Annotated in this window: 13 protein-coding genes, 1 tRNA gene and 1 pseudogene; 10 read left to right on the forward strand and 5 right to left on the reverse strand. The window is 46.4% G+C overall.

All coding sequences use genetic code 11. The annotated features are described in order from the left end of the window. Window positions 1–90: 90 nt before the first annotated feature. Window positions 91–1,512, reverse strand: a complete 1,422-nt coding sequence (locus GFH31_RS03045; protein ID WP_118457553.1) for an ATP-dependent RecD-like DNA helicase — start codon at window positions 1,510–1,512, stop codon at window positions 91–93. 176 nt (window positions 1,513–1,688) lie between these two features. Here GFH31_RS03045 and GFH31_RS03050 point away from each other — a divergent pair, with 176 nt between their 5' ends. From GFH31_RS03050 to GFH31_RS03060, 3 genes are all read left to right on the forward strand, one after another. Then, on the forward strand, window positions 1,689–2,453 hold the full coding sequence (locus GFH31_RS03050) for a DUF3822 family protein (RefSeq protein WP_153498246.1): 765 nt from the start codon (window positions 1,689–1,691) through the stop codon (window positions 2,451–2,453). Further along, complete coding sequence (locus GFH31_RS03055) at window positions 2,440–2,976, forward strand: RsmD family RNA methyltransferase (protein ID WP_153498245.1); 537 nt, start codon at window positions 2,440–2,442, stop codon at window positions 2,974–2,976. The genes GFH31_RS03050 and GFH31_RS03055 overlap by 14 nt, the downstream gene beginning before the upstream one ends. Window positions 2,977–3,079: 103 nt before the next feature. After that, window positions 3,080–3,153: transfer RNA gene (locus GFH31_RS03060), tRNA-Asp, on the forward strand. A gap of 226 nt (window positions 3,154–3,379) precedes the next feature. Here GFH31_RS03060 and GFH31_RS03065 read toward each other — a convergent pair. Then, window positions 3,380–3,895, reverse strand: a complete 516-nt coding sequence (locus GFH31_RS03065; protein ID WP_101573154.1) for a bacterioferritin — start codon at window positions 3,893–3,895, stop codon at window positions 3,380–3,382. Window positions 3,896–4,196: 301 nt separating this feature from the next. Here GFH31_RS03065 and GFH31_RS03070 point away from each other — a divergent pair, with 301 nt between their 5' ends. The 4 genes from GFH31_RS03070 (at window position 4,197) to GFH31_RS03085 (ending at window position 10,633) form a co-directional block, all read left to right on the forward strand. Continuing rightward, window positions 4,197–6,029 carry a hypothetical protein gene (locus tag GFH31_RS03070; protein ID WP_118656165.1) on the forward strand — a complete coding sequence of 611 codons (1,833 nt, stop codon included), beginning with the start codon at window positions 4,197–4,199 and terminating at the stop codon, window positions 6,027–6,029. A 69-nt stretch (window positions 6,030–6,098) separates the two neighbouring features. Continuing rightward, window positions 6,099–7,901: a LysM peptidoglycan-binding domain-containing protein gene (locus GFH31_RS03075; RefSeq protein WP_153498244.1), complete on the forward strand. Its 1,803-nt coding sequence runs from the start codon at window positions 6,099–6,101 to the stop codon at window positions 7,899–7,901. Window positions 7,902–8,030: 129 nt separating this feature from the next. Next, window positions 8,031–9,545 carry a TlpA family protein disulfide reductase gene (locus tag GFH31_RS03080; protein WP_153498243.1) on the forward strand — a complete coding sequence of 505 codons (1,515 nt, stop codon included), beginning with the start codon at window positions 8,031–8,033 and terminating at the stop codon, window positions 9,543–9,545. A gap of 20 nt (window positions 9,546–9,565) precedes the next feature. Then, a complete protein-coding gene (locus GFH31_RS03085; protein ID WP_101572875.1) occupies window positions 9,566–10,633 on the forward strand; it encodes a metallophosphoesterase in 1,068 nt (355 codons plus the stop codon). A gap of 1,444 nt (window positions 10,634–12,077) precedes the next feature. Here GFH31_RS03085 and GFH31_RS03090 read toward each other — a convergent pair. Next, on the reverse strand, window positions 12,078–13,178 hold the full coding sequence (locus tag GFH31_RS03090; RefSeq protein ID WP_153498242.1) for a PKD-like domain-containing protein: 1,101 nt from the start codon (window positions 13,176–13,178) through the stop codon (window positions 12,078–12,080). Next, window positions 13,158–13,253, reverse strand: a pseudogene (locus GFH31_RS12945) (PKD-like domain-containing protein); the annotation flags it as partial. The gene GFH31_RS03090 and the pseudogene GFH31_RS12945, both read right to left, overlap by 21 nt. A gap of 369 nt (window positions 13,254–13,622) precedes the next feature. On the opposite strand from GFH31_RS12945, the gene GFH31_RS03095 reads away from it, so the two are divergent. The 3 genes from GFH31_RS03095 to GFH31_RS03105 are packed head-to-tail and all read left to right on the forward strand — an operon-like array spanning window position 13,623 to window position 22,952. Next, on the forward strand, window positions 13,623–16,469 hold the full coding sequence (locus tag GFH31_RS03095) for an SNF2-related protein (RefSeq protein WP_228385789.1): 2,847 nt from the start codon (window positions 13,623–13,625) through the stop codon (window positions 16,467–16,469). Between the two features lie 15 nt (window positions 16,470–16,484). Next, entirely contained in the window at window positions 16,485–19,697 is a 3,213-nt protein-coding gene (locus GFH31_RS03100) for a site-specific DNA-methyltransferase (RefSeq protein ID WP_118656159.1), read from the forward strand. 6 nt (window positions 19,698–19,703) lie between these two features. Beyond that, complete coding sequence (locus tag GFH31_RS03105) at window positions 19,704–22,952, forward strand: DEAD/DEAH box helicase family protein (protein WP_118457538.1); 3,249 nt, start codon at window positions 19,704–19,706, stop codon at window positions 22,950–22,952. Window positions 22,953–23,005: 53 nt separating this feature from the next. Here GFH31_RS03105 and GFH31_RS03110 read toward each other — a convergent pair whose 3' ends face one another. Next, complete coding sequence (locus tag GFH31_RS03110) at window positions 23,006–23,833, reverse strand: GIY-YIG nuclease family protein (protein WP_153498241.1); 828 nt, start codon at window positions 23,831–23,833, stop codon at window positions 23,006–23,008. Window position 23,834: the final 1 nt, after the last annotated feature.

Here is a 23,834-nt window from a genome sequence, read left to right on the forward strand (position 1 = left end):
AGCGGCGTCTCGACGTATTTGGTCTCTTTGGTTTTCTCTTTTGCCAAGGTTCTTCTATATTTTATTGGATCGATCGGACGGTAAAATTAGCTATTTTCCGTCAAAAAATCGCTCGTCGAAATTGATAAAGTACAATTTTTCGGTCGCCCGTGTGATCGCCGTATAGAGCCACCGCAGCAGGTCGCGACTGATCTGTTCGTCGCCGAACAGCATTTTATCGACGAAAACGCAGCGCCACTGCCCGCCCTGCGCCTTGTGACACGTCACCGCATAGGCGAACTTCACTTGCATCGCATTGAAGTAAGGATTCTCGCGCACCTGTTTATAGCGCTTCGCCTTCGACGGAACGTCGGCGTAATCCTCCGCTACCGCGAAAAACAACCGGCTGCCCTGCTCGCGCGTCAGCGACGGAGAATCGCTGCCGAGCGTGTCGAGCAAAATCTTACACTCCAGTTCCAGATCGTCGTAATCCGGGAACGACAACCGGGCCTGCGCGAAACGGAACCCGTAAAAATCTTCGAACTTGCGGATGCGTCTCAGCAGCGCGGTATCCCCGTTGGCGATAAAATCGACGCTGCACTCCTCCTCGCGTCCGGTATAGTGGTAATTGTTTTTGACCACCATCAGCATATCGCCCGAACCGATCTCTTCCTCGGCGAACAGTACGTGCCGGCGGATCGCCTCGTTAAAACGGTTGGCCCGTTTATTCGACCGCGTGATGACGATCGTCTCTTCCATGCCGTACCTGTCGTAAGCGCCCTGGATCGCCTCAAGGATATCCCCGCCGTCGACGGCCTCCACATCGTCGAACGAAGTGTCGAAAAGCGGAATATCGATAATCCCGGCTTCCAGCATACACCTCACGAGCGTTGCATTGAACAGAATGCCGGAATCGGCCTCCTGCCGCACCACGTCGTCCAGCAGAGCGGCTTCGGCCGTCCCGTACACGCTCATTTTCTGCGGATCGAGCGCCGGACTGCCGTCGTGACCCACCGGGGGCAACTGCGCGCTGTCGCCGACGACGATCAGCCGGCAGTCGCAGCCCTTGCGGATGTAGGCGATCAGGTCTTCGAGCAACTGCCCGGAGCCGAATATCGAACCGTCGGACGAATAATTGGACAGCATCGACGCCTCGTCGACGATAAATACGGCCCCCTTCTCTTTATTATAGTCGAGCGAAAAGGAAGCGTCCTCGGAAGCCAGCGATTTCTGCCGGTAAATCTTCTTATGGATGGTGTAGGCTTTCGCTCCGGCGTAACGGCTCATCACCTTGGCAGCCCGCCCCGTAGGCGCCAGCAGGATCGTCCTGACCCGAAGTCCGGACAAAGTTTTCACCAACGCGGCGATCAGCGAAGTCTTTCCCGTTCCGGCGTATCCGTTCAGGATAAAAATCCGATCCTGCGCATCGCCGCAGAGGAACCCGCCGAGGCGATCGATCGCATTTTTCTGCGCGGGAGTTGGCTCGAATGCGAAATTCTCGTAAATTTGGGAGGCGATATGTTCTGCTAACATGGGCGTTATTGAGTTGCGGACGACACAACGGCCGGAGTATCCGGACTTTCGGACAACGGCCGGCCGACCGTTACAAATTTACGTCAATATTTCCGGGGTTGAAAACGATTTTTCCGGATTTATTCCGGCGGCACAGTCGAAAACCGGTATTTTAAAACGATGAAATTACACGAACGATGGAAACGACCGACGCGCCCGACAGGCTGCTGATCCAGTTTTCGGACGGAAGGTTCGCCTTCTGCCCGGTGTCCGGCGGAAAGATCGGAACGCTGGCGTCCTGCCCGCTGCCGCACGGCGAAGAACAGGCCGACGCGCTGCGGTCGCTGCTGCGACAGAAAGCGCTGCAATGCCCGGAAGGCGGGGCGACCGTATTGTACGACACCGACCGGGTTTGCCTGATCCCGGCCGAATATTACCGGGAGGAAGACGCCGAGCGGTACATGACCCTGTCCGGCATTCCAGGCGAAGCGGAACGCCGCACGGTCGCCACCGCGCCGCGCGACGGGAAGATCGCGCTGATAAGCATCGCACGCACAATATACGACTGCCTGCATTCGGCTTACGGAGATCGGCTCGCTTATACGCATCCGCTGCTCGAAAGCGCTGTCCGGCACGCCCGGAAACCGCTGCTTGCGGCGGCGCTGACCCGCAGCTTCGTTCACCTGTCGGCCTACGACGGGGAGCTGTTATTCGCCGAAACCCTGCCGCGCCACAGCGATGCCGACCTGCTTTATTACCTCGGCGCCCTGACAAAAATATATGCCGGAACGAATTTCCGGATCGAAATTTCCGGGACGGACGCCCCTCAACTGCGCCGCGCCGCGGCCCGTTATTTCCGCCGTACGCGGCTTTTCCGCCCGTCCGTAAACCGATCCGTCGCAGGCAGCGAAAACGTATGCGACTTCACCCATCTGATCCGTCTGAACCATGAGAATCATTAGCGGCATCCACCGGGGCCGGGTTATCCAGCCTCCCAAGAACTTGCGCGCGCGGCCTACCACCGATTTCGCCAAGGAGAACCTTTTCAACGTACTGAACAGCCACCTGGAGATCGAAGGACTCGACGTACTGGATCTTTTTTCGGGAACCGGTTCGATCAGCTACGAATTCGCCTCGCGCGGAGCGGCTTCCGTCGTATCGGTCGAAATCAACGCCGTGCACCACCAATATATCCGCAACACGGCCAAAAGTTTCGGTTTTACGAATATCCATCCGGTAAAAGCCAATGCGTTTCTTTACCTGAAAAGCTGCGCCAAACAGTTCGACATCATCTTCGCCGATCCGCCTTACGACATCGAAGGGAGCGAGACGATCCCCGCCGCCGTCTTCGACCGGCACCTGCTCAGGGAGGGGGGATGGCTGATCCTGGAGCACTCTAAGAACCTGGATGTAAGCCGTTATCCGGGCTTCGCGGAGAGCCGCAGTTACGGGAGCGTACATTTTTCGATTTTCAAACGCGACTGACGGCTGGCTGAAAAATTCCTGATTTTTTTCGAAAAATTTTGGAGAATCGAAAAATTACATTACATTTGCAACGCAATCAGGGAACAAGATTGCACATCAGTACGGTGTGGTAGTTCAGCTGGTTAGAATGCCTGCCTGTCACGCAGGAGGTCGCGAGTTCGAGTCTCGTCCATACCGCAAAAAGTGTCCTTACGGGGCGCTTTTTGTTTTTATTTCTGTCGTAAATATTCTGACATAGAGTTTTAAAGACAAGTTACGACTCCCTAAATTCCCGGCTCCGCAAAAAGGAAGAATCCCTGTAAAATCATTATAATTTGTTTCTGATTTCTACTTAGAAGCCTAAAACCGCGAAGAGGAATCCAGCAGTGGATTCCTCTTCGCAACAGATATCAACGACGCATCGCTATTCGCCGGCAGCGGGAGCCGCCATTTGCGTAGCGACGCTTTTGCTACGCTCGATGGATTGCAGCGCCAGGTAATTGTCCCCGTATTTTTCGAGGTTATCGATCTCCGTTTCGTACTGGTCGAGGTGCACCTCTTCCTCGCCGACCAGGGCTTCGAACATTTTCTTGGTCACCGAATCGGCGTTCGCCCCGCACTCGTTGGCCCAGTTGTTATAATCGTCCACGCTGCCGGTTTCCATTTCAGCCGCTTTTTTCAGCATCTCCTTCACGCAGTGGATTTTTTCGACCGAACCGGACGGGGTCATCTCCACCTCTCCTTTGAGGAACAGAATCCGTTCGGCCAGGCGTTCCACATGCAGCATTTCGTGGATCGCAGTGCGTTTGAACAGATTGGAAAGCAGGTCGTACCCGTAATCGTCGCAACGGAAGTGAAAATACATATACTGGTTTACAGCCAACAGTTCGTCGGACACGGCTTTGTTCAGCAATTCGATGCTTTTTTCTTTTTTACTCATAATCAATAATTTTTACATTGAAACATAATTCTAAAAGTACGGGTTTCCCATCAGAATAACAAATTTTTCAGCACTTTTAACGTCCGGAACGATCCGTTTCCGTCAAAAACCTCCGAAATACGCATTTTACGCCTTCCGCATCCGGAAATATTCCGAAAAATACAGATGCAAAAAACCTGAGACGGACTCTTCGGAAAAAATCCGGGTACAAAAAAAACGGAATGGGCGGACGGTTTATCCGATAATTTTTTTTACCTTTATCCTTATCTATCGAACATTCGAACCCTTAATGAACCGAACTATGAATACCCGTACTTTCCGTTTCGCGCACGGCGCCGACCGCACTGCGCGATTAATTTTGTCGCTCTGCACCGTCCTGTGGCTGTCGTCCTGCTCGCAGCGCGAAGGACTGCAAATCACGGCCAATGTTCAACAAATCGACATGGGACGCACCGTGCAGATCGAAGCGAGCTACACGCCTTCGCAGGGCGATTCCGTCCGGGAAGTGATTCTGATGCCATACGTCAACGGACGCAGGTGGGGATCGCACGAATTTCCGGACAGCAACGGCAGGGCGCTGTTGCTGCTGCCGTTGCCAAACGTCGGCACGGCCGAAATCGAGGTGGTGGCCGTACCGCGCGACACGTCGCTGTGGTGCGGGCTGAAAGATTACAGGCCCTACCTGACCGGCAGGCCGATGCCGAACGCCGGACTGCATTCCAATAAAATCGACGTCGACGTCCGCCGCCGCGACATTCCGCAGCGACCGGAACATCCGACCGCATTCGTATCGCAATGGGAGCCGTGGTTCGCTCCGGGCAGCATGTGGACGACGGCTCAGGCCGTTCCGCTGGTCGGCTTTTACGACTTTACCGATCCCGACGTGATCCGTCAGCACCTGCTGTGGCTGATGGATTCGGGCGCCGACGCCGTGTTGTTCGACTGGTCGAACCATATCTGGGATTGCAAGCACTGGGACGAACGCGGCGACGGAGTGAACGCCATCGTGCACAACACCGAACTGGCGCTCGAAGTGATGGCCGACATGCGCGACGAGGGTCTTCCCGTTCCGCAGGCGATCATCATGCCGGGCCTGAGCAACGGCCCCCCGGCGACGATGGAAGCGCTGAACGAAGAGCTGAACTGGATCTACCAATACATGGTGCGCAATCCCCGTTTCAAAGGATTGTGGTACGAATACGACGGAAAACCGTTGACCGTCATTCTGGATACGGGAGCCATGGGCGTCAAGGAGGGCAAGACCGAAACGGCCTTCCGCGTTCCGTTTTTCAAGCAGACGCTCGGATGGACGGCCGAACAGATCGACGACCTGCGCCGACGAAATCCTCCGGTAGACAGCTCGCGCTTTACGATCCGCTGGATGTCGTCGCAAAACCAACTGACCGGACACGATAAGTTGGGGTATTGGAGCTGGATGGACGGTTCGCTGAAACCGACCGTGACCTATAAAGGGGACGTGGCCGAATGCACGACGGTCAATCCGGCCTGTTTCGCCGAAAACGGCTGGAAGGCGCCCGAAGCATGGGGCCGCCGGGACGGATGGACATACCTCGAATCGTTCAAAACCGCCCTCGAACACCGTCCGCGCATGGTAATGTTGCACCAATTCAACGAATTTACCGGTCAGGGATCGCACGGGTACGGGCCGGACAAGGATATTTTCGTGGACAGTTACAGCGTCGAATACAGCGACGATTACGAACCGGTATCGCTGACGGCCCCCGGATTCCGCGGCGACAACGGCGGATGGGGTTTCTATTACCTGAACCTGACCCGGGCGCTGGTCGATATCTACAACGGGCAGGCGGACGATGTTACCGTCATGGCCGTAGCGCCCGTTCACTGTAAGGACGGGAAAATATCGGTACACTGGACGACCGTCGGCGTGCAGCCCGAAAGTTTCACCGTAGCCATCGACGGGCAGACGGTCGAGACGGCGGCGGGCGGAACGGGCGTTTCGCTCTCCAGCGAAGGACTGACCCCGGGCGACCACCTGCTGACCGTTACGGCCAACGGAGTCGGCACCCGCTACGCGCTGTCCCCTTACGATCTGGATACGCCGTCCGCGGAACCGATGCCCGTAGAAGTAAGCAAAAAATTCAGGGTCGAATAGACACGAACGGCGCGCGGCTTTCGTCGTATCGGCTTTTTTTGTATTTTTGCGGGTAACTTTGAACCTGGGATGAAAAAGATATTGCTGTTTATCGTTTGCTGGATAGTGGCCGCGGCTACCGTTCAGGCACAAAATCAAACGCAGAAATCGACGAGCATCGTCACGATCGGCGGAGAGAGCTACTACGTACACACCGTAAAACCGGGAGACACGTTCTACTCGCTCTGTAAAGTGTACGACACCGACGAAGACTCCATCCGGGCGAGCAACCCGCACGTCGCCGACGGTCTGCAGGCCGACCAGGTAATCAAGATCCCGGTCGTCAAAGCGTCCGAGAAACCGCTTTCCGACCGTAAAAGGAAACGTCTGTTCGATATCCATACCGTCAACCAGGGCGAAACCGCCTACTCGATCGCCAAACGCTACGGCGTAGGACTCGACGTACTGATGGAAGACAACGAAGGTTTCGACCCGGCGCACCTGTCGATCGGCCAGCAAATCAACATCCGCAAGGCGAGCCAGGGCAAAAGCGACACCGAAGAGATCGAGGAGCAGATCGAATCCTACAAAGACGCGCTGAACAGCGTATCCGACCGTTTCACCCACCACGTCGTGGAAAAAGGCGAAACGCTCTATTCGCTCGGCAAACGCTTCGGTCTGCCGGTCGATTCGATCGCGGCCTACAACGAACCGATCCTGAAAGACGGACTGAAAGAGGGAAGCATCCTGCGTGTCCCGATCCCGCAGCAAGGAACCGACCGACCGGTACGGGATTCCCTGCCGCAGCATCCGGGAACGGAACCGGCAACGGAAAGCGCATCGATCAGGCCGGTCGACGTAACCGGCGTCATTAAAGTGGCCATGTTGCTCCCGCTGAAAGGAGCCGGCGTGTCGGGACGCCAGTTCCTGGAATTTTACCAGGGAGCGCTGCTGGCCCTCGAAGAACTGAAAACCTCGGGCATTTCGGTCAAAGTCGACCTGTTCAATACCGGCAAATCGGCCGCCGAAACAGCCGAAATCCTGCAACAGCCCGAACTGCAAAACGCCAACCTGATCATCGGCCCGGTCTACGACGAATGTTTTCCGCCGGTCGCGGCATTCGCCGCACAGCACGGCATTCCGGTCGTATCGCCGCTGGCCGTCGTGGAAAGCGTCGACAGTCCGTTGCTGTTCCAGGCCGCGCCGGGGCCTTCGGTCAAGAACGACAAGCTGCGTAACGAATTCGCGGGAGACAAAAATGTCATCGTGATTTCTGCGACCGGTAACGATTCGGAATTCGCGGCCGAGATACAGCCGTTGATCCCGCAGGGAGCGCACCGCTTCAACTATGTCAAAGGCATGGGCGGAACGGCCCTCGAAGGGTTGCTCAGCGGAGAAAAAGAAAACGTGATCGTCGTGCTGGCTTCGGATGAAACGAATATCGACGGAATTCTGGCTTACGTCAGTTCGGTGCAAAACAGCCTGACTTCGCGAAGCATTAAGAATCCGGCGATCCGGGTTATCGGGAGTTCGCGCTGGGCCCGGCTGCAGAATATCGAAAGAAACCTGTTCTTCAAGCTGAACCTGCGCTATGTCACCTCTTATCATGCAGACCGGGGCAACGAACGGGTACTCAATTTCGACCGCCGTTACGTATCGGCTTTCAATTCGCTTCCGAGCCTGTACGCATACCGGGGGTACGACATCGCGAAACTTTTCATCGGCGGCATCAAAATGCACGGGGCCGACTTCGCGTCGTTCCTGAACCGTGCCGAACTGCCGCTGCTGCAAACGCCCTATCGCTTCGTTCAGAAAAGCCCCGGACACAAATACGAGAACGACGAGTGGGCGCTCGTTTGCTACAATAACAATTACACGATCGAAGTCAAATAGTTTGTCGGCGAACTAAAGCGATCCCCGGACAGTACCGACAAATCGCCCATCCGCCGAGGGCCCCTCGGCGGATGGGCGATTTGTCGGATTATTGTGCTATCTTTGGCGATCAATCAAACCAATCGTATCATGCGCATCACACTCCTGCTGCTCTCCGCCTTGCTGATCTGCTCCTGTTCCCGGCAAGCGGATCCCTGGCAAACCGGCCGCGTCGTAATCGCCGGCAAAATTCGTCATTTCGACGAACATCCCGACCGTAAGGACATCGGATTCGGATTCAACGGCCTGCTGAAACAGAGCGGCCAGAATACGCTGAAAGTATCGGCGGACGCAGAAGGCGCCTTTCGCATGGAAACCCTGCTGGGCTACCCGCAGGAAGTGCTGATGAACTACCGGCAGACCCACCGCCTGTGCCTCGCTCCGGGCGACAGCCTCTACATCGAACTCGACGCCCGCATCTGGAACGATACGATCCGCGACGGAACAGTTCCGGAGTCTGTCATCACGTTCGCCGGAAACGAACGCGCGGCGGCGCTGAACCGGGATATGGCCGATCTACAGCAATATTACCAACCGCTGCGGCTGAAATACACGGGTGAAAACAGCATGGAACAGGCCATCCGCAAATATTCGCCGGAAGAGTTCGAAACCTTCGCCGATAGCAAAGAGCGGGAATACCGCGACGTATGGAACCGGTTCCGCAAAGAGCACCGTCCCGTCAAAGAGCTGAACGCATGGGTGGAAGACATGCTGCGATACGGAACGTGGCAGGCAAAATTGACTTACGCCAACATTTGTCAGGTGATCAAACAGCAAAATCCGGAAGCCCAGGCGCCGGAACTGCCGAAGAATTTCATTCGCTTTGTAAAAAGCTACGATCCCGACGATAACCGGATCGTCACGATGGAGCACGCCGCCTTCCTGGATATGTACAATCAATACCTGCTTGAGTCGATCTACCGCGAAATGGACGACAATCCGGCAATCAAATCCGACGACGACGCGCTGCAATTCCTGCAAAAGCGTCTGGGAGAGAAAACGTCTGGATTCACCGAAGAGTTGATCCGCTGCCGGTTTTACCTCGAGATGCTGCCCAACGCACCGACCGATATCCTGAACAGATACATCGCGCCGGAACAATTCGCCAACGCCTACATGCGCGAAAAAATGCAGGCCGCCAACGACGAACTGAACGCTGTGTTGAACAGAGAACCCGCCGAAGGAACGCAACTGATCGAACCCGACTCGACGATCCGCGGGAACCTGTTCGAATCGATCGTCGCCGACCACGCGGGCAAGGTCGTTTACGTCGATTTCTGGGCACCGTGGTGCGGACCGTGCATGGCCGAAATGCCGTTCTCGCTGGAACTACAGCAACACTACCAGAATAAGAACGTCGTTTTCGTATTCCTCTGCGGACAATGCCCGAACGATCAGTGGCGCAGGACGGTTCTCGCCGAAAAGCTGACCGGAATCCACTACAAGCCGACTTCGGAGCAGATCAACGAACTTTATACGCAATTCGGAATCGAAGGAATTCCGCACTATATGCTAGTCGACAGGAATGGGAAAATCGTTTCCCACAACGCACCGCGTCCCAGCGAGAAGGACCGGATCGTCGAAGAAATCGATAAACTGTTGTAAAACCAGCCCCCATCGCAGCGATGAGAAAACTGATTATCCTGCTGATCCTGGCCTGTCTGAACGGGCCGTTCGCCGCCGCGCAGAATCCCGAACCGGTAGCGCTGAGCGACAGCAGTTCATGGTGCATGGTATTGATACCCGATCCGCAAACCTACACCAAATTCGATTACAACCACCCGACGTTCGAACTGATGATGCACTGGATCAAGCAGAACAAGCGACGTCTGAACATCCGGCTGGTGCTCTGCACCGGCGACCTGGTCGAACAGAACCAACGTACCGTACCGGACGGAGTAAACGGCAACCTGCCCTCGGACAAACAGTGGCAGTTCGTCTCGGATGCGTTCGGCATCCTCGACGACGTGGTACCGTACATCTTGTGCACCGGTAACCACGATCACGGTTTCGACCGGGCCGAGAACCGTTACAGCCAACTGAACTCGTTCTTCCCCGCCAACCGGAAGAGCCTGTACACCGGCCTGTTGAAAGGTATGTTCAAAAACGAAGCGGGCATCCCGACGCTCGAAAACGCCTGGTACGAATTCCAGGCGCCCGGCGGCGACCGGTTTCTGATCGTCTCGCTGGAATTCAATCCGCGGGCAGCCGTCGTAGCGGAAGCCAAAGCGCTGGCAAACAAGCCCGAATACAGCGAACACAAAGTCATATACCTGACACATAGTTACATGGACTCAAAAGGCAGGCGGATCGAAAAAGAAGGTTACAAAATAACGGACGTAACCTGCGGGAAAGCCCTGTGGGAAAAACTGATCGAACCGTCGGCCAATTCGTCGATGGTACTTTGCGGCCACGTGGTAGACGAAATGTCGCACCGGGGCCACGTAGGTTTCCGTACGGATAAGAACCGGGCCGGGCGCACGGTCAACCAGATGATGTTCAACGCGCAGGCCGAAGGGGGCGGCTGGCACGGCAACGGGGGCGACGGCTGGCTACGGATACTCGAATTCCATCCGGACGGCAAAACGGTGACCGTTCACACGTTCTCGCCGCTGTTCGCCGTCTCGCCGTCGACGGTCGGCCTGTCGCTGCGCACGGAACCTTACGACCATTTTTCGTTCTCGCTCGAATAAGCCCGGCCGCAGCTTCCGGCAAAACGGCCTTACCCGGAATGTAAAAGCCCGTCTCGTCATCGAACGCCTTTAGATTAATGTAACAGTCTAATAAATAGGGACGTTACATTTTTTGTAATAGGACGAGGTAACGAAACGGCAACGATTCTATTTCTGCCTTTTGCTCATCCGTCCAGTCATCTCCTCTCAGAGCGAAATAAACATTGGCAAGACAACAAACCGCAAAGATAACAACGACCTGCCAACCCGCGTCAATGATAAGGCATTAACCGGAATCGACCTTTCTCCAGAGTAAGGCTCATCTTTGTCATCCTCGCTCAGGAAATCCTTATCGCCTGCCCCTGTATGAACTCGCAAAAATGTCAAGCCCATATCAGGTCGAAGCGCCCTGTCTTTCCCTGAAAAAATTGGCTCATAAACTGTAAAGATTATAAATTTGAATAGCTAAGACATCAGAGTATGGAATAAATCCGAGCTTGCATTGGTCTTCGAGACCGGGAGCAATGTTCCGCCCCCATACTCTTTACATCAGAATCCGGATGGTTCGTTGGGCTTTAACGAAGCTGAGCAGAAAAAAGAAAACTGGAGCCATTGGAACAAAGCATGTTCGACGGGAAATATGAAACCTACGAGATAAAAAACAGGTAGATGCCTTTTGAAAGAAGATATATGACTAATCCGATACAAACACTCCCTTGTAATACAATGAAAAGCAACCAATAACAAAAAACGCCAGCGGCCCACCTGAAAGGACAACAATAAATTAGTCACAACTAAAAACGCTGTTTGAAAATGGGTATTTTAAAATCAGCGTAGACGGCAAACATACTCGCCGGAAAGCATCTCTCCCCGTTCGAATGGTCGGAAAACGGCGGCTACGTTATCGCCAAATCCTGCGAATACATCCGGGTCAAGCACTATCTGGAAGACATCTGTCGCAAGTGAAAGAACACTATATAGTCATAAATGCAAAAAGCTTATAAAACCCGTAGATTTTATAAGCTTTAATAAGATGGGAACAACCGTATGATTATTGATTTTTTATCATATTATGATCTTGGACGGCACCGACTTCGGTCGAAATTTCGCCCTAGCCTCCGGCCGTAGCGTTGACGCCAGTCTGTATCTTGACAAAATCGATAAAATCAAGACGAATCGGTTTTCCGTCGCAGGTAACGGCATCGCTTATTCTCAGGCGACTAGCAACCCAGCCTGCATTTGGATTCCCATCGTTGACAAACATATCGATCAGGCTGTAATTATCAACATACCCCCAGCCTAAATCCCTGCTCTCCCAGTATCCTGAAGTAGATGACTGCTCTGTAGCCGATGGCAGGCGAAAGCCGACCAACGTATAACTTTCGGTATCGATCCAACGCGGATATAACGTAGGCGGATAATGACTGTGAATGTAGTCTACTTTACCGGTATTGCCTAAATTATCTTACCATATAATCGGCTCGTAGATTCTTCCTTTACAGTAGGTTACAGCGTAATCCCGGACATATCCTTCCGCCTCGTAAAGACTTCCCTTAAGTTCGCACCAAGTGTCGTTTGGCTCTCCATCGCCATTTTCATCCTGCATCACCCATACGATACCGGGCTCAGACCAACCCGGAAACTGATTCCCTTTAATCGCCAGGTCGTATGCGCCGCTATTTTCGACGCTATGATCGAATCCGACCATCAGATATCCGCCCCAAGCACCGAGTGACGCTCCGAATTCGGTTGAACCGGGATGGTCGTAGATGAAAGCATTGACCGCCGCTTGGTTCGCAAAAGGGATTACGGTTTCACTATTACCGCGATTGACGTGTTGGGCTGGCGCCAGAAGGAAAAAATAACCATGATCCGCCGTAGCCTTACTGGTAGCGGTAATCGGCCTGGGCTGAACCGGAGGATAAACATTAACCGTAAACGTCTTTTTTCGCTCGATATACTGGTTTTTCATCGTAACAGTTACCGGATGTGTCCCCTGTGTTTCTGGTTTGTAGGCAAACAGGCACTCATGCCCGGTTTGCACAATCTCATCACTGCCGTCTACCTGCCATGAATAGGTGGCATCGAAAGCATTCTTAATCCAATAAGAGCGTATAAAAGCCGTACGTCCAATCGTTAAGTTGAATGTTTCTGTTTCCCACATCCATTCGAACGGCATCTCTTCCGAAGTGCAGACCTTGACATTGAATTTTAACACCCCTTCACCGTCAGCATTTTTAGCAATAAGCACCACTTCATACATACCGATTTTCGACGAGTTGAATATGAAATCTTTTTGATCACTTTTTTTCTCTCCGTACACCGTCCACGTATATTCGGTGTTTTCGGAATTGATTACCTCGGGTTTGAGTTCCAGATCGACGCCTACAGGAACAATATACCCTTCTTCCGGAACCGCCAGTAAAATTTTTGGGGAAAGCAAAGACACTATATCCACCTGTATCTCCAATTCGTCCGAGCCGTAATCTGTCGTAATCGAAAAGTCAATATAGAATGTGAAAGAATCATTCCCGGCTTCGTAAGTATATGTTTTATCGCGGCCCACTGTCTTCCCATCAATTCGCCAGAAGTACACGGCATCGTTACCGGCATACTCGACGATCGGTTCAATTGTAATCGATTGGCCGGTTTTTCAAAAAAAGCACATGTCCACTAATTTGGGTTACAGTACGAACCAAAAAACTCAGAAATGTGGGCTAATTTAGGAATGTAGAACTCCAGGTAAATCAGTAATTATCTTAAAATGAACGGAAGGGACAGATGAGAGTGAATTTTCCACATTACCAACTATTCCGTAGATTTTTAGAAGAAAACGGTACAAATAATGGTATTTTCAAGTTCGAATGTGTATTTTCGCAAACATATTCACCTAATAAATAGGTCAACTAAGAGCAAAATATTTATCATTCAACTATAACGTAGTCGAAGGCGATGAATCAAAAGGATACTCTTTCATATCTACGTCTGACTAAATCTGTTAAAGCGTTTTGTGACGAAGTTTTTTATTAGTATGATAACTAAATATCACGCGAAGTATTACGCAAACTTGCTTACACAAAAAGCTGTGGGCGGTGAACTATCTTCAATCTCGCAATCACTAATGAGTGCGTCTGTTGACATCAATCCACATCAGATTGATGCAGCACTCTTTGCATTCAAATCACCACTATCCAAAGGTATCGTTTTAGCTGATGAAGTCGGTTTAGGAAAGACTATCGAGGCAGGTTTGGTCATTTGCCAATATTGGGCTATAGGCAAACGAAAGATTATAATTGTTTGTCCTGCTGCATTAAGAAAACAATGGAGTACAGAATTGATAGATAAATTTGGTATTGACAATATTATCCTTGACACCAAGAACTACAATGAAGCCATCAAGAACGGCAGATCTCCATATTCAAAGAATAAGGCAATTATTTGTTCCTATAATTTTGTGGCTCGTAAAAAGGATGAAATATTGATGCATGGTTTCGATATATCAATCATTGATGAAGCTCACAAACTGAGAAATGTTTATCGCCAATCAAGCAAAACATCTCATGCAGTTCGTGATGCTCTCACAACAACAAAGAAGTTGTTGCTTACAGCTACACCCTTCCAAAACTCATTACTGGAGCTTTATGGTTTGACAAGCATAATTGATGATCATATTTTTGGTAGCGAGAAATCATTTAGAAGTGAATACGGTTCTGGAGAAAATAATACCGACCTTCGTGCACGATTGTCTACGATGTATAAACGTACATTGAGACGTGATGTAAAAGAATATATCAATTATACAAATAGATTACCACTGACACAGAAGTTCGACTCAACTGATGCTGAATATGAGTTATATCGAGCTATTTCTGATTTTCTCAGAAGAAACGATATCTACTCAGTTCCTGCACAGCAGAAGAAGTTGACTACAATGATAATCCGTAAGATATTGGCTTCTTCAACTTTTGCTCTTATAAGTACATTGACCAATATAAAATCACGTCTTGAAAAGATGCTCGAAACGGCATCTATGCTCTTATTTACAGCAGAGGATTTGATAGACGATGATGAAGAAATAGATTTGTATGTTGATGATAACGAAGATATATCAGCCGAGGAAGAGGATGCGATTGACATTGATAAACTAAAGGCTGAGATTGAGCTATTACAATCATTTATCAACAAAGCCAAACAGATAAAGCAAGATTCCAAATCAGAAGCTCTTCTTCAAGCATTGGATAAATCATTTGAGATGCAAGCCAAAGAAGGTGCTTCACGAAAGGCATTGATATTTACTGAATCTACAAAGACACAGGCATATCTGAAAGAATATCTTGAAGCGAATGGCTACGAAGGTAAAATCGTATTGTTCAATGGTCGTGGTTCTGACTCTAAAACAACACAAATATATAAAAACTGGCGCGAAGCTAATCCTTCAAAAGTTAGTGGCATCAAATCTGCTGACCGAAGAATGGCATTAGTAGATTATTTTAGAGAATCGGCAGATATTATGATTGCAACAGAGGCTGCTGGCGAAGGTCTTAATCTTCAGTTCTGTTCTCTTGTTGTAAACTACGATTTACCGTGGAATCCTCAGAGAATTGAACAGCGCATTGGTCGTTGCCACCGTTATGGTCAAAAACATGATGTTGTTGTTGTCAACTTCGTAAATATCAGGAATTACGCAGATGTGCGTGTATTCAATATCCTTAACGAGAAATTCAACCTTTTTGATGATATATTCGGCGCTTCTGATGAAATTCTCGGTAAGGCAGACGCTATCGACTTTGAAACTCGCATTTGGGAAATCTATCAGCAATGTAGAACTGAAGAAGAAATCAATGAAGCATTCGATCGTCTTCAAACTGATATGCAGGTTGAGATAGACGAACGCATGAAAGATACTCGCCATCAAATTTTGGAAAACTTTGATATTGACGTGCAAGAACATCTTCGTGTAGCAAAAGATGAAGCAAGTACTTTCTTAAATAGATATGAACATATTCTTTGGGAATTAACAAAGTATGTGCTTGATGGCAAAGCTAAATTCGATGATAAACAACATTCTTTCGTTCTCAAAAAGTCGGTTGCGAATTGCGCGTGCGGTAAATATGATTTACTCTCACAACTGCGAGATGGTGCTCCGTATCGACTTTCTCACCCTTTAGCTCAATATGTCCTCGGCAAAGCTATGGTTTTAGATACAGACAACTGCAACAGTGAAATCGTATTCAACAATAAAGACACTGGTATAAACGTAGTACTGCCTGAATATCTTAGATGCCAATCAGGCTATTTGGTTTTATCAAAGCTTCAAATTTCATCATTTGAAGACGAACAATATTGCTTGTTTACTGCATTCACTGAGGATGGCAAGTTTTTGACACAAGAAGAAGCCGAAAAACTATTCCTCTGCGGTGGAACTGAAAAGATGAATATCGAAATACCCGATACCATTGTTTCTCGACTGGATGCTAATTCAAAACAGCACATCGTAACAACAACAAAGAATGTGGATAACAGAAATCTTTCATTCTTCAAAGAGGAAGAAGACAGAATCTATCGTTGGGAACGTGATGTTATTGATGGTATTGAGCAAGAACTTGATATGGTAAAACGTAATATACGTGAGACAGAAAGACTTGCTCGCCAAGCTGAAAATATAGAAGAACGTATCAGCTTTGAAGCTAAAGCAGAGGACTTGCGCCGTCAGAAGCGTAGAAAGCGTAATGAACTTGAAAATAGGGAAGATGAAATATCTGTTCGTAGAAAAGAGCTCGTTGCTGAACTTGAGAGAAAAATGATTCAAACAACTTCATCAGACAATCTATTTATTGTTCGTTGGAGTACTAACTAATTAATAAATAACATAATGAATGAATATCAGAAGCGCTTCGTCGCATTATTGAAAACTATATTTGAGTTAGATAAGTCTGACCTTGATTTCGGTATTTACAGAATCATCAATATTCGTCAACGTGAGATTGTTGATTACTTCGAGAATCGTCTACCCAAGAAAATACAAGAGATTCTCGCCCCATTTGCAAATGAAAAGACTGATGAAATCAAGCAAAAGTTGGCTAAGATAGAGTCGGATGTTGAATCAATGGGTATGACTATTGATGCTCTTCAAGACAATACTCCCAAAAAGCAAGAATATATTGCTTTGCAGAAACAATTATCTCAAGGTTCAGATATGTCAGCACTCGAAAGCGACGTCTATTCTGCACTATATTCATTCTTTAATCGTTACTACGACGAAGGAGATTTTATCTCTAAACGTCGTTATAAAGAAGGTGTCTATGCCATTCCTTATGAAGGTGAAGAAGTAAAACTGTATTGGGCTAACCAAGACCAGTATTACATCAAGACTGCTGAAAACTTCAAGGATTATTCGTTTGTTACAAAGGAAGGGATAAATGTTCATTTTCGCTTGGTTGATGCTACAATCGAGCAGAACAATAATAAGGAAACTGACGATTCTAAACGTGCGTTCATGCTGTATACAGAAAATGATGAGCGGCCTGAATTGAAGACATTCGAATGGAATGCTGAATCGAAGGAACTAATCATTCGCTTTATCTTTGACATACCTGCAGACAAAAAGAAGAACTATGTTGATGATAACTATGCAAAAATTCGTGAATATATTATTGGTGTACCTGAATTGATGATGCCATTGATGTACCAAACATCAACAGACCCAAAGAAACCTGTAACTTTGATTCAGAAACATCTTAACGGATATGTAGCAAAGAACACATTCGATTATTTCATTCATAAGGATTTAGGTGGATTTCTCACACGTGAACTTGACTTCTTTATCAAGAACGAAGTAATGCATCTCGATGACCTTGACACAGATGACGAAGTACGTGCAGAAAGTTATCTTGCAAAGGTGCGTGCGGTAAAACGTATCGGTAAGGAGATAATCACATTCTTGGCGCAGATAGAGAATTTCCAGCGCAAACTTTGGCTGAAGAAGAAGTTTGTGGTGGAAACAAATTGGTGTATCACCCTCGACCATATTGATGAATCGTTCTATCAAGAGATAGCAGATAACAAGCCGCAGATTCAAGAATGGATTGATATGTATGCTATTGATGAAATCAAAGGAGATCTACATACAACAGCATTTACAAATCCTCCAAGCATAGATTTTTTGAAGGAGAATCAGAACTTGATTGTTGATACAAAGAATTTTTCAACCACATTCCGAGATCGTCTAATTGCGTCTATAGATGATATAGATGAGAAAACTAATGGGTTGATGATTAATAGTGATAATTACCAAGCTATCAATTTGCTTCTTCAAGGGAATACTGAAAAAGTAGATTGCATTTATATCGATCCTCCCTATAATACAGATGCAAGTAAAATACTTTATAAAAATGGTTATGAACATTCTAGCTGGTTATCATTGATTCATAGTCGTTTAATTAATAGCAAAGCGCTTTTAAAAGATACTGGAATTATTGAGATGGCTATCGATGACTATGAAATGAGATATTTAAGTTGTTGTTTGGACTCTGTGTATGGAGCGAACAACGCTATCTCTAATATTGCGATTTTTACAAATCCAAAAGGGCGAGATCAAGGATTCATAGCTCAAGCTCATGATTATTCAATCATATATGCAAAAAACAAACAATATGCTGAAACATATAACTTTATCCTATCTGACGATGAACTGTCAAAGAAATTCTCTAAATCAAAAGGAGGTGAAGCATTAAGGGAATTGCCACTAAAAAGAACAGGGACAGGAAAATTTAGATATGAAAGACCTTATATGTTTTTCCCTTTCTTTTTTCATCCAGAGACAAAAGAGTTTTTCGTGATTCCAAAAGATAATTACATTAATATATATAACAAAGATACTGATTCTTTTAACGATGCATATCTTAATGATGTAATAAAATCCTACACAGATAAAGGATACTATGCAATTCTCCCTAATAGTGGAAAAGGAGAATTTCTTCGCTGGAGATGGGGATATGATAGTTGCGTAAAAGGTATTTCAAATGGTACTTTATTTTGCAAAAAAGTAAAGGATGGTTATGCTGTATATCAATATGATTTTGCTGATATTGAAGTAACTCCAAAATCAATTTGGGTGGGAGATAAATACGATGCATCTTCGAAAGGCACTAACATTTTGGAAAACATAATACCAAACAATCCTTTCAATTATCCTAAAAGTCTATATACAGTTGAAGACAATATCATTGTTGGTTCATCATCCGAAGGACTCGTTTTAGATTTTTTTGCTGGTTCTGGAACAACAGGTCATGCTGTAATTGAATTGAATAGAAGTAATAATTGTAACAGAAAATATATTCTTGTTGAAATGGGGGAGTATTTTAATTCTGTAACCCTTCCACGTATTAAGAAAGTGATATATGGATCAAATTGGAAAGATGGGTATCCAACTGATCGAATAAGTGGCATATCCCAAATGATGAAATATGTGAAACTTGAAAGCTACGAGGATGCTCTTTCTAATATTACGCTTGAAAATAAAGGCTCATTCTTCGGATCCAACTTAGGAGATGAATACCTAATAGGCTATATGCTTGATATGGAATCAAAAGGCAGCTTGCTTAACCTTGAGGCTTTCATCACTCCATTTGAGTATAATATGAAGATTACAGAGAAGAATGAATGCAAAGAAAGACAAGTTGATGTCGTTGAAACCTTCAATTACCTTATTGGTCTTTCTGTTCATAGTCAATCTTCAATCTCCTACTTCTCAACCAAAGAAGCTGTTAATCCTCCATATGAGGGTGCAGTTGATTTGCAAAAAGACCAAAATGGCATATATAGCTTTCGTCAGATAGAAGGAACATTACCAGATGGTCGTAAAGCTCTGATTATATGGCGTAACATTAATCAAGATAATATTCTAACGAGCAATGCTGCACTGGATGCCTATTTTTCGAAATATCGCATCAATCCTGCCGACCGTGAGTTTGATGTAATATATATCAATGGGGATAACAACCTTGAGAATCTGCGTCTTGACGATGAGCAATGGAAAGTGGTGCTTATCGAAACAGAATTCAATAAACGAATGTGGGAGGAATAACGAAATATGGCAAAAAAGAAAAGTTCACCATCAGTCAGCTTTGAAACCTATTTGGTTTTATTCCGTTACTTTCTTGGTGAGATAGGCACCACCGAACTGAAAAGTTTGGGTAACAAGCTCAACAGCATTGAATATGAAGGATTGGATGAAAATGGCAATACTCATTTTCATCACTACATAGCACAGATAGCAAAGATGAAACATTGTAGTATCACAACAGACAAGTTGCGAGAATACGATGAGAGAATCTGTCGGTATACAAAAGAAATTGGAGAAAACCGTGGTGGAATCAGCCTGAAGTATTTTCAATACATCTCCCTGTTATTCACTGAGATGTATCTCGACAACTACTTTGCAGACAGATCAGCCTTCTGCAAGTCGCTTAACGAATTCATTGATAGCGAAAACGCAAGAACATTGGGTGCTCTTGCGATGGAACCATATACCATTAGCTCAATGAACAAGTTAGCGTATATGTGTGCTACAGGTAGTGGTAAGACACTTTTAATGCACATCAACATAAAGCAATTTATATTCTATTTGAAGCGAGCAAAACGAATAAACGGCGGTATCGCTATCAATAAAATTATTGTGCTTTCGCCAAATGAAGGAATGAGTAAACAACATTTAAATGAACTTACTCTTTCTGGAATTAAAGCCACTATCTTCAACAAAGATGGTGGCGGTATGTCTAGCGGACAAAATGAAGGTATTGCCATCATTGATATGAACAAACTCAAGGAAGAAGGCAAAGTGAAAACCGTATCGGTAGACAGCTTTGAACGCAATAACCTTGTTCTTGTGGATGAAGCCCATCGTGGCATGTCTTCAACAGACGGTGTTTGGTACGACTATCGTACACGCTTAAGCGAAGAAGGTTTTGCCTTTGAGTACTCAGCTACATTTAAACAAGCACTGAATGCCACATCTTCAAAAAAGGAAGACAGGCAGATGGTAGCGGAATATGGCAAGTCTATAATAATGGACTACTCATACAAATATTTCTATGGCGATGGCTATGGAAAAGATTATCGTATCTATAACCTCAGAGCAGGTATTGATGATAATCACCGTCATTTGTATTTGATAGGTTGTTTGCTTTCCTTCTTCCAACAAGTGAAGTATTCTATTGAAAAACGAACCGAACTGATTCCTTTCAATATAGAGAATCCATTATTAGTGTTTGTTGGAAACCGTGTAACGGCATCAACATCAAAAGATGAGTTAAGTGATGTTCAGGAAGTGTTATGTTTTATCGACAGATTTGTTCGTAACAAACAAGAAAGCATCCGTTGTATAGAGCAAGTGAAGTCAGAAGAAACAGGTCTTGCCGATAAATATGGACGTGATCTATTTTCACACGATTTCAATGCGCTAATAGATGTGTATGGCCAATTACCATCAGCGCAAGTGCTATATGAAGATATGCTTCATCTGATATTCAATACCGACACTGTTGCCGATGCTCCACGATTGCACATTGAAGCCATAAAGCAAGTGCAAGGCGAAATTGCAATGAAGATTGGCGAATATGGTGATTATTTTGGTGTGATAAACATTGGAGATACAGCTAATCTTATTAAGGCTTGTGAAGCAAAGGGAATAGTAAGCAGAAGCGAAGAATTCGTTTCTACTTCATTATTCAGTAGCATCAACGATAAAGAATCAAAGGTTAGAATACTTATCGGTTCACGAAAGTTTACCGAAGGATGGAACAGCTGGCGTGTGTCTACAATGGGATTGATAAATTTTGCCAAAGGTGAAGGTTCGCAGGCAATTCAGTTGTTTGGTCGTGGTGTTCGTTTGAAAGGATATAAAGGAATGCTAAAAAGGTCTACATGCCTTGACGATACCTCAGTAAAGCCTTTGCGATATATGAATTGCGTAGAAACACTTACCATTTTCGGTGTGAAGGCGCAATATATGGAGGATTTCAAGAAATTCCTTGAACAGGAAGGCGCTCCAACCAATGATGATATTATCGAAGTGACTCTGCCGGTAGTCAACCGTTATGATGAAGTGAAGACAAAGAAACTCCGTGTCATAAAAGTAAAGGACGGGAAGAATTTCAAGAAGCAAGCACGACGTATGGTGCTCGATGTACCCAAAGAAGACTTCATGCGATACCTTGTTCGTAACAAGTCGGTACTAGATTGCCGAAGCAAGATTCAATCCATTGAATCATCAGGCTCATTAAAAATGAATATTCAGATGATTGATACAAGATTCACGATTCCAGCGTCAACACTTGCCTTGCTTGATTATTATCGCATTTTTGATGAGATTCAGCAATACAAGAATGAGAAGTCTTATTTCAATATCAGCATTGATAGAAACAAGCTGAAACCTATTCTTGAAACAGATGGTTGGTATGAACTAATTATTCCAGAAAAGCAACTTGAAATAGATTCAATTCGCAAAATTGAGTATGCCACAGATTATGCGATTATGGCATTAAAGTCTTATATGGACAAATTCTGCAAATTCGAGCAAGAAAGATGGGAAGCACCATTGCTTGAATTCCAAGAAATCTCGGCTACTGACAATAATTTTGTAGATGAATATACCTTCACCGTTACACCACAAAATAGCTTAGATACCACTGGTGAAGAATTGGATAAATTCATTGAAGATATAAAATCTATTCTTACAGATAATAATGGATTGAACGAATACGAAAAGAAGTTTGACTTCAACAAAAATCTGTGTCTGTTCGATTTCCGTTCTCACTTGTATGCGCCATTGGTGTGCTTGAAAAAGGGAAATACCAATATACAGATTACCCCTGTCAGTTTGAATGAAGATGAAAAGCTGTTTGTTGATTATCTGAAGGAATTTACAGAGAATAATGGTGATGTACTTGAAAACAAATCTCTTTATCTTCTAAGAAATAAAAGTAAGGTGGGTATGGGATTCTTTGTTGCAGGTAATTTCTATCCTGATTATATCTTATGGATAGACACACCTGAAAAGCAATATATCACATTTGTCGACCCGAAAGGTTTGCTTCGTATTATGCCTGATGACCCTAAGATTGAATTTTACAAAACAATCAAGGATTTGGAAAAGCAGTTAGCACCGACAGCAGGTGATAAGCAGATTGTTCTCAATTCATTTATTATGTCTGCAACAAAATCAGCAGATTTGCATGAATGGTGGCATTGGGATAAAACCACAAGAGAGGCACACAATGTCTATACTCTTGATGATGACCAATGTGTTATCAGTATGATAAATAAAATATGCTTTTTGTAAAGTTAATCAATAAATATATAGTAGATTGCTCATCCTACAAGAAGGTAATTATTTTATTCCAACTGCTTTCTATATACCAAATCCAATGTATTCCCATCCTTATCTTTCCATTCGTTCCATCCATTGGATGGCCGACCTGTGCAGAAATCGGCGGCGGTACTGGGACTGGAGAAGGTCTTGTCCGAGTCCATCGTCCAAATGCCGTTATTCAAAGTCGCATATTCTTCGACCATTCTTTCCCTCTTTGCTTTCCATGTAAAAGAGGGGACACAATTATTGGCTACGATGCTGCCCTTTAATACTGTAAACCCTGCGGAATTATAAAATCCTTTTGCATTACAGCCTCTGGCCTTTGTATAGAACAGATGTTCTTCCTTGGGCTGAGATATTTCAAAGATGCCACAACCAATGAATAACACAAGGAACTTAATGTCGTCAAAAAATTCATCCATAGCATCCCGCTGATGCTCGGGAAGATTCGGCGCTTTGGGAACCTGTTTGTTTTCGTTTAGCACGAACGAGTTCGACCGCTTGGCCTCAGCAATCGCACGATATTCCAGATATTGCACGTCGGCTTTGGTCATATCTTCGTCTTTCGAGACAAAGACAAGTGCTTTTTGCCAAAATGCTTTTTTGCTGTCGTGGTCTTTTACCCGTTCCTTAAAATTCTCGGTCTCTCCGATATAGGCTTGCGGTTTTGTCGTCTCATCTTCTCCAATCAGGATATAAAACGCCGGCTTGTGCAGTTTCTCCTGCTCGTTCAGATAGGCCAGGTTCGAACGCGGAATCACAAACATCTGACAAATCTTGTTGCTGATAAATGCATACTGCGTCCCCTTTGGATCTCCGTCAATCAAATATGTAGTTACTGTTTTGCCCATG

This window comes from Alistipes sp. dk3624, assembly GCF_009557455.1.
GTDB classification, from domain to species: domain Bacteria; phylum Bacteroidota; class Bacteroidia; order Bacteroidales; family Rikenellaceae; genus Alistipes_A; species Alistipes_A hominis.

Bases quoted from the DNA above. Each gene is read 5' to 3' on its own strand.
- GFH31_RS03045 (WP_118457553.1), bottom strand. From the start codon at position 1,512: ATGTTAGCAGAACATATCGCCTCCCAAATTTACGAGAATTTCGCATTC.
- GFH31_RS03050 (WP_153498246.1), top strand. From the start codon at position 1,689: ATGGAAACGACCGACGCGCCCGACAGGCTGCTGATCCAGTTTTCGGAC.
- GFH31_RS03055 (WP_153498245.1), top strand. From the start codon at position 2,440: ATGAGAATCATTAGCGGCATCCACCGGGGCCGGGTTATCCAGCCTCCC.
- GFH31_RS03065 (WP_101573154.1), bottom strand. From the start codon at position 3,895: ATGAGTAAAAAAGAAAAAAGCATCGAATTGCTGAACAAAGCCGTGTCC.
- GFH31_RS03070 (WP_118656165.1), top strand. From the start codon at position 4,197: ATGAATACCCGTACTTTCCGTTTCGCGCACGGCGCCGACCGCACTGCG.
- GFH31_RS03075 (WP_153498244.1), top strand. From the start codon at position 6,099: ATGAAAAAGATATTGCTGTTTATCGTTTGCTGGATAGTGGCCGCGGCT.
- GFH31_RS03080 (WP_153498243.1), top strand. From the start codon at position 8,031: ATGCGCATCACACTCCTGCTGCTCTCCGCCTTGCTGATCTGCTCCTGT.
- GFH31_RS03085 (WP_101572875.1), top strand. From the start codon at position 9,566: ATGAGAAAACTGATTATCCTGCTGATCCTGGCCTGTCTGAACGGGCCG.
- GFH31_RS03100 (WP_118656159.1), top strand. From the start codon at position 16,485: ATGAATGAATATCAGAAGCGCTTCGTCGCATTATTGAAAACTATATTT.
- GFH31_RS03105 (WP_118457538.1), top strand. From the start codon at position 19,704: ATGGCAAAAAAGAAAAGTTCACCATCAGTCAGCTTTGAAACCTATTTG.
- GFH31_RS03110 (WP_153498241.1), bottom strand. From the start codon at position 23,833: ATGGGCAAAACAGTAACTACATATTTGATTGACGGAGATCCAAAGGGG.